General features: G+C 59.3%; 5 protein-coding genes. 1 reads left to right on the plus strand and 4 read right to left on the minus strand.

Annotated features, from left to right (window positions below; translation table 11 throughout):
- Positions 1-98 precede the first annotated feature (98 nt).
- From IQ782_RS20635 to repA, 4 genes are all read right to left on the minus strand, one after another.
- Positions 99-548, minus strand: coding sequence for a DUF3768 domain-containing protein (locus IQ782_RS20635; RefSeq protein ID WP_194136557.1), 450 nt, complete (start codon positions 546-548; stop codon positions 99-101).
- A gap of 2,076 nt (positions 549-2,624) precedes the next feature.
- A complete protein-coding gene (gene repC / locus IQ782_RS20640; protein WP_194136558.1) occupies positions 2,625-3,683 on the minus strand; it encodes a plasmid replication protein RepC in 1,059 nt (352 codons plus the stop codon).
- Between the two features lie 245 nt (positions 3,684-3,928).
- Entirely contained in the window at positions 3,929-4,909 is a 981-nt protein-coding gene (repB, locus tag IQ782_RS20645; RefSeq protein WP_240989442.1) for a plasmid partitioning protein RepB, read from the minus strand.
- On the minus strand, positions 4,909-6,111 hold the full coding sequence (gene repA / locus IQ782_RS20650) for a plasmid partitioning protein RepA (protein WP_194136560.1): 1,203 nt from the start codon (positions 6,109-6,111) through the stop codon (positions 4,909-4,911). The genes repB and repA overlap by 1 nt, the downstream gene beginning before the upstream one ends.
- A gap of 391 nt (positions 6,112-6,502) precedes the next feature.
- On the opposite strand from repA, the gene IQ782_RS20655 reads away from it, so the two are divergent.
- Positions 6,503-7,005, plus strand: a 503-nt coding sequence (locus tag IQ782_RS20655) for an alpha-hydroxy acid oxidase (RefSeq protein WP_194136561.1), incomplete at its 3' end; no start/stop codon positions are given.

Below are 7,005 nucleotides of genomic sequence, written 5' to 3' on the forward strand. Positions count from 1 at the left end.
GCTCTCTGGGGATTGGTTCCGGCGTTTGCCTGCCCCCTGCCCCGTCGCGCGGGACAGTCCGGAGCAAGGGCGGGGCGCGGTGCGCCCCGCTGCCGGTGTCAGTATTCGCTGGGGAGAAGCAGGGTCAGGACGCGGCGGGTCCGGGCGTCATCCAGCGGATCATCGGTGCCGAACGAATAGCTCTCGTCGTAGAGATCGATTTTGAACCAGACGGTTTTGTCCGCGATGGTGACAGACCCGAAGGTGTGATCGCCGTAGGGGTCGTTGTCCTCGGTGAACTCCGAGAAGGCCGCGACCGCGATCTGCGCGTGGACAACGAAATCCAATCCTTCGGCGGCAACGCCTTGGGTACAAACAGCGCGGCCCAGATAGTCCGGATGTCCACCGCTGAGGATGGCGGCGCGAAACGCATCGTTCGCCTTGGCGACCTGCGCCGCCTGAACCTCGAGATTAACGACGCTGGTCGCGCCGCAGGATGCACAAGCTTCGAGCGTGACGAGATCATGTTCCTCGACCTCTCCGCAGCTGGTGCAATGAAACTGAGCCATTTGTGGCCTCCTTCGTGGTGAAGGCGGTGGGGGCTTGGCGCCCGCCTTCCGCCGATGGGCTGCGCCTCGGCCAATCTGTCTGACCGGAAACGCATGTTTTCGGCGGAACAGAGTGGGAGAGGGCGAAGCCCGACCCACGGGCCGGACACGGACAGTCAAAGGATCGGAGACGGGGGTGGTGCGGCCCGCAGCGCGCAGCGCGAGGACACGGCCCCGGCGGAGACGACGCCAAGGGCGGCGCTTGTCTTTTGACTTTCCGGAGCCGGTCTGTTGGGCGGACAAACCATCAGGATCATGTCAGGGCGGGGGTGAGCGGGCGCCAGCCCGTCGAGCCCCTGCCCTGCCCTTCAGTCCCATGCGAGACGCGCGCGCCGCGCGGCTCCCTCCTGAGAATTTAAGTGCCGGCACCAGAAGCAGCGAGGCCGGTAAACGTAAGGACAGAGCCCAGATGTCTACCGCGGAAAAATTCGCGAGGCCGGGGCTCAGGAAGATGCCGGGAACACAAGGCACCCGCACAAGCCGGAGGCGGAGCCGCAGGGAACGGTCGTCACCCGAAGGGCCGAGACGTCTCTCTTGATCGACCATGGGGCCGCGGCGCGGGCTGGCTCAAAAGAGACGGCATGCGCCGCACTTGGGCCGCAGGGAGAGCGAGGGGGTAAGACTCGGGTCGTAGGCGGGCACAGCCCGCCGGAGACTAGGACGCGGTCCTGAACGGGCGCGATCTCGAGCTTGGCTCGGGAGCGTGCACGGGCAGGATGGGCCCCCAACGTTCCAAGCTCGATTGCCCACGACGAACATGCACCTGCAGCACCTAGGACCCGTCAGCAGGACAGGACGAAATGGCTTCGAAAGTGTTGCCTTCCGTTCTGGCCGACCCCCAGCTTGTACATCGCAGGATCGAGTAGACAATTCTATCACGCACATCGCCACGCTCATCTGGGTTCCAACTTTAACCGCAAAGAAGCTGACGATGAGAAGACGAGCGAGCTCCGCATTGCCGCAAATTCTACCGCCCTTAATAACTTGATGGATGCACCATAGCTCTGTTGCCCTGTTCCAAACAAAAAGCGACGGACACGATCTCCCTCCATACGCGAAGCTTTGTTGACACTCGCCAATTTGGAAGCGGCACCGGCTCATCTGCCCGTTTCGCTTGGCCTGACCTGCATCCAGTCTCTTTGCTCGATTGAAACCGCGGCTCGGTCTGCTGTTGCCTACGCTCTGGAGCCGGCGCTGCAACGTGGGGAGGCGTTTGATGTGTTTGCGTTCTGGGGCCACCACCAAATGCAACAGACTTGCTCGCCCGACTTGGGTGCAACAGGCAGGTTCGAAGCGGCGTGACATGGCTAGAGCGTGCAATTCGTCGTCGTGTCCACCGCGGTGGACACGACGACATCAGCAAGACTGTCCGTGACCCAAGTCTCTCACTTCCGATCAGCCGCCGGGCAGTATGATCTAGGGCAGGGGCTAGCAGCACTTGTGTGTGGCGTGTCGCATATGCGCTTCGAAAACATGGGCGGCTATCTCCATTCGCTGCGTCAATGGACGAGCACATTGTGCCGCGTTGCAGTCTTCGGGTTGACGCAGGTTGCGGGGATTGAGCATGTGGCAGTCAAGGCGGGTGCAAAATTGCGCTGCTTCTTGTGATCGCCAGTCGGATGCCAGCAAGCGAAGCTGAGTTCGTTGACTTGTGCGCTCCGAAAATTTGCGGTGACGTTGCACGTGCAATATAGCAGTTGTCTTCAAAGATGTTCGGCAGAGGAGCGTCGTACGTGATCTGGTCTGCCTATTGGCCCCACACGTGACCTGTGAGTTCTATCGGCGATGCAGCGCTTCGTCGGCTAGGATTGCAGTACTACGTGTGGGGCGTGTGAGGTGTGTCATTTGTCCACCGCGGTGGACACTGCCAGTTTCGTGCTAAGACTAGCTGAGTAGATTTGGGGATGTCCGTATGGCGTAACATCGCAGATGTGAGACGCATACCCAATTCTGTGCTCTCGCCCGTAATGTCTACCGCGGTGGACAGTAGGCGTGATGGGAGTTCTGCTCTGGAAACCACTCTCATAGATTTCGTGATTAGGCATGTTTGCACGATGCGGCCAAGCGTCTGACCGCGCGTGCGACGTCAAAAGATGCCGCACGATTTCCCAAGGTGACTGACTGAAAATACGCGGGAAGATTGCGCACCCGATGTGCGATTTGGATCAGGTATAGAACTGTTACTGTTGCTGCTTGAATTCCCTTGGTTTTCGCTGCCTGGATGTATGTTTGTTGGTCGATCCCAAGCATTGGTGCAAGATCGTAGGCATGTCTCTGCAGGTCATCCCAGGTTCGGATTGGGGATGTTGCAAAAGCCATTGCTTCTTTGCAGGTCTCAATGACTTCGGGAACCTTGAGAGTTTTGGCGTGGTCAGATTCCAGTCTTTCTTTTTCTGACTTCTGATAGTGCCGGTCATTTTGCCCGTCATTGGCGGGCATTTTTGCGGAATTTGCGAGACTCTTTTCCTCGGAACAAGGAGTATCGGAGACTTCGGGGCAGGGGAGTTCCGCGAGAATTTGATGATACTCCGCGGTGGACAGGCTCCGGCGCAGTTCGCGACGCATGGATGTTGTCACCTCTGTTGGGCCTTCAGCAGCAGCCTCGATGTTGGCAAGGGAAACAAGTACCCGTTTGCGTAGGTAACGGATTTCGCGCTTCTCGATCTCAAGGTCTTCGGCAAGCCGACGCAGACGCTCAGATGCGGCAAAGAATGGCTCCAGAGACAAGCCGAAGCTCAAGGACATTCCCTGGCTAGATGTTACGCGATACCTCTTCCCGTTGGGGCTGTCTTGGCGTTCGAGCAGCCCAGTTTCCTGCAGTCGGGTGATGTGCCTGCGCAGAGTGCGCTCGTCGATGTTGCCGGCGCGGCGCGACAGTTCTGCATTCGAGGCAAAAACAACGTTGCCCTGTCCAGGTCGAAGGAAACTCAGCAAGGCCTGTAGCGTCTGGATGTGGGCCGCTCGCAGGCCAAGGTTGCGCCGAGTGTCTCGGACTGCCCGTAGGATGTCCCAGGTGCCAGCCCTTGGGTCGCGCTTTTCCGAAGAACCACCATCGCGGGCCGGTGACGGCCGCGGAGTCATTTGATCGAATGCCATGTGTTACGTCACGCGACGCCGCAGAGCATGAGCCCGATGCCTTTCCTCGCGATAGAATCACAGGGTTTAGGCAACAGTTTAGATGTCCACCGAGTCGTGGAGTATCTTGACTGTATGTATGGAGGCTGCTACATCAAAGGTGCGAAGAATGATGAAGGGCTCTCCAACTTGGTTTGGGGGGCTCTTTGCTTTTTGGGTGTCTGATCGTGCTCCTGTGCTGCTCGGTTTGGTCTCAGGCCGTTTGATTATTGCTTTCGGCCGGTTTCTTCGTGCCAGCGGTCAAGGAGGGAGCGGACAATATCGTCCGCACGCGCCTCGAGCCACAAGCCGAATTCGGGGTGCGCCTTGCGATCGAACTGGAGATTCAGGCGGTCATTTGTGCTCTTCATTGTCGCGAGCGTGCTGCCGTCTTCGGCACGGACCTCAAGATGTCCACCGCGGTGGACATCCGCAGCTGGGAGGGAAGGGGCAGAGTGTGCGAGGCAAGCATTGAGGACTACCTGAAACCGCTTGCTTCCATCAGTGCCAGTTGGGAGATCTACCACTGCAGCTTCCGCAATTTCGACCGAGCTCTCACCAAGGGGAGCACAAGCTTTGGCAAGGTCGGACCACTGCCGCCGCCCGATGCCATGGGCGGGCCCGATGACCGGAACGATCTCTGCAGGGAGCGCGTCAAGCACAACCTTGTGGTTGGACACACCCTGCCGAGATAGGCCTAGCGCATCCTGAATAACCTGCGCGGGATAGCCTGCGACCTGTAATTCTCTGATAAATATGGCCTTCTCTATGAAAGACGGATCCAGCCTCAGGTTGTTTTCCTGGCCTTGGGCGATCACCGACGCTTCGTCGTCCAGAGTTCGAACGATTGCTTTCGCCGGAATTCCGAGCTTCCGGATCGCAGCCAGACGCCGCCGCCCGTATACGATCTTGTACCGATCAGGAGTGGACGATTGCCGCACCAAGATCGGCACCTGCTGACCATGTACCCGGATGCTCTCAGCAAGCTCGTCGATCTCGGGGCCATCGATGTTAAGTCGATCCCGAAGACCGTCTTGTTCAATCAGCGCGGGGTCGATGTCTCGGATCGAATTGGCCGTTATCTCGCGGAGGCTTTCACGCAGACCGCCAACCGATCCGCCAAAGGAGCGCTTCGACGGGGCAGGGGAGGGGTCCTGCTGCAATGCTGAGGGCTGTTCGACCGCATCGCCAAAAATCTTTCGTCCCATTAGCGCCCCCATGCCCTCTGGATCACCGTTTCGAGTTCATCAGCCACGCTGTTCGCAGAGCTTACGGCCCGGTCCAATGTCTTTCTTACAAACTGGCTCGGATCGACCTCGTAGACCGTTTGCTGGGTCATCCCGGCATCGCTGACGGCGGTGGACTTCAGGAAAGGTTCCGTAAGAACTTCGTGAAGGAGGATAGATCGTAGGTAGCTTGCCATCTGAGTTTGCGGACCATCACTCGGCTCGTATCGGGTGATCAGGAATTTGACGAAATCCCAAGTCACCTTGCGGCCGATAGCATCTTCGACAGCTTCGACGGTCTCCGACGCAAGCTTGAGAAATTGGCTCATTGATGCGATGTCGAGCATGCTCGGCACCACGGTGACAAGCATGCCTGTCGACGCCGCCAACGCAGTGAGCGTCAGGAAGCCGAGCTGTGGCGGGCAGTCGATCAGGACGAGGTCGTAGTCCGCCTCGACTTCCTCCAGTGCAAGGGTGAGTCTTTCCGCGAAGATCGGCTGGATACGGTTTGACAGTGCGTTGGCGGTCTCGGTCTCATACTCGGAAAGCATGAGGCCCGCCGGGACCATGTCGAGATTGTGGAAATAGGTCTTTCGGATCACAGAGGAGAGCGGCATCTGCTCCTCATAGCGAAGCGCGTCGTAGAGCGTCCCGCTTTCAGAAAATTCCAGCTCGGGCCGGAAACCGAAGAATGTCGTCAGCGAAGCCTGGGGATCCATGTCGAGCACGAGCACGCGATAGCCCCTCAGGGCGTATCTCTGGGCCAGATGAATGCAGCTGCTCGTCTTGGCCGAGCCTCCCTTGAAATTGACGACCGAGATGACCTGCAAGTGGTCATCCTGCCGTCTACCTGGCTTGTAGAGAGAGGCATTCTTGCCGGTCGCGGAAAGGATTTCCCGCAACGCAGTTACATCTTCTGCGGTGTAGTAGCGATGGCCTCGCGCATCCGTGTATACTTCCGGAAAACTGCCATCCTTGTGCCGGTTTCGAAGATTGGAAGTGCTTACTCGGATCATCTCGGCAACTTCAGTCGAGGAGAAACGACGCAGCGACTTTCGGTCCTCTGGCTTGTAAGCAAGGCGCATCTGTCTATCGAGTGAGCCTGCGAGCGCAGCCGCATAGTCTCCAATTGCGCTGGAGCCGATTCCCTGCACGGGACTTGGCTGCTCGGCACGGTTGGACATGCTCGTCATCTCTGCTCTGCCTCACTTCGGGCCCGTTGTTGGGCTCTTCTGCGTCCTGACGCTAGATCGGTGATATAGCGTCGTACGCCGTCAGGACATGGATGACACTAAAGTCCGATTCCGACAAGACATTTCTAAATCTAGGGTTCAGAGCGTAGAGCAACCACAATGGCGGTGACCCAGATTGGCCACGGCAGACCTCGATACATATTTTGGCCTTATCAGACGATGCATGCAGGGCCAGTTTCGCACGCAAAAGGCCTTTGGTGCACGACGGTGCTACGTGCTGAAGCCAGCCTGGTGGCGCGTGGCACGAAAGGAAGCCGACCTCGATTTGCAGTTTTCACGCTTTCCGAACCCGCCTAGGGTCAGCCGCGGACGGAGGAACCCGATGACCAAGCTGCTGAGCCTCAACGACTTTGAAACCCCGGCGCGGCGGCGCCTGCCGAGACCGCTTTTTGGCTATATCTCCGGTGGCACCGAGACGACCACCGCCCGCGCGGACAATCGCGCAGTGTTTTCGGAATACCGGCTGGTGCCCCGCGTGCTGCGCGGAGTCGAGGGGCGCAGCCTGACCCATCCGCTCTTTGGTCGCGACTGGCAGGCCCCTTTTGGCATCGCGCCCATGGGGATCGTCGCGCTGATGGCGCGCGACGGCGATGTGGCCATGGCCCGCGCCGCGCAGGCCGAGGGCATTCCCTACTGTCTCAGCGGCTCGTCCCTGACCCCGCTCGAGCGTGTGCGCGGGGCCAATCCCGACGGCTGGTTCCAGGCCTATCTGCCGGGCGAGGATGACCGCATCCGCGCGCTGATCGAACGGGTGCGCAAGGCGGGCCACGAGACGCTCGTGCTCACCGCCGACACCGCCGTGCTGGCCAACCGCGAGAACAACGT

The organism is Salipiger mangrovisoli (assembly GCF_015223355.1).
GTDB classification, from domain to species: Bacteria; Pseudomonadota; Alphaproteobacteria; order Rhodobacterales; family Rhodobacteraceae; genus Salipiger; species Salipiger mangrovisoli.

Excerpts from the sequence above, each read along its gene's own strand:
- IQ782_RS20635 (WP_194136557.1), bottom strand. The coding sequence starts at position 548 with ATGGCTCAGTTTCATTGCACCAGCTGCGGAGAGGTCGAGGAACATGAT.
- repC (WP_194136558.1), bottom strand. The coding sequence starts at position 3,683 with ATGGCATTCGATCAAATGACTCCGCGGCCGTCACCGGCCCGCGATGGT.
- repB (WP_240989442.1), bottom strand. The coding sequence starts at position 4,909 with ATGGGACGAAAGATTTTTGGCGATGCGGTCGAACAGCCCTCAGCATTG.
- repA (WP_194136560.1), bottom strand. The coding sequence starts at position 6,111 with ATGTCCAACCGTGCCGAGCAGCCAAGTCCCGTGCAGGGAATCGGCTCC.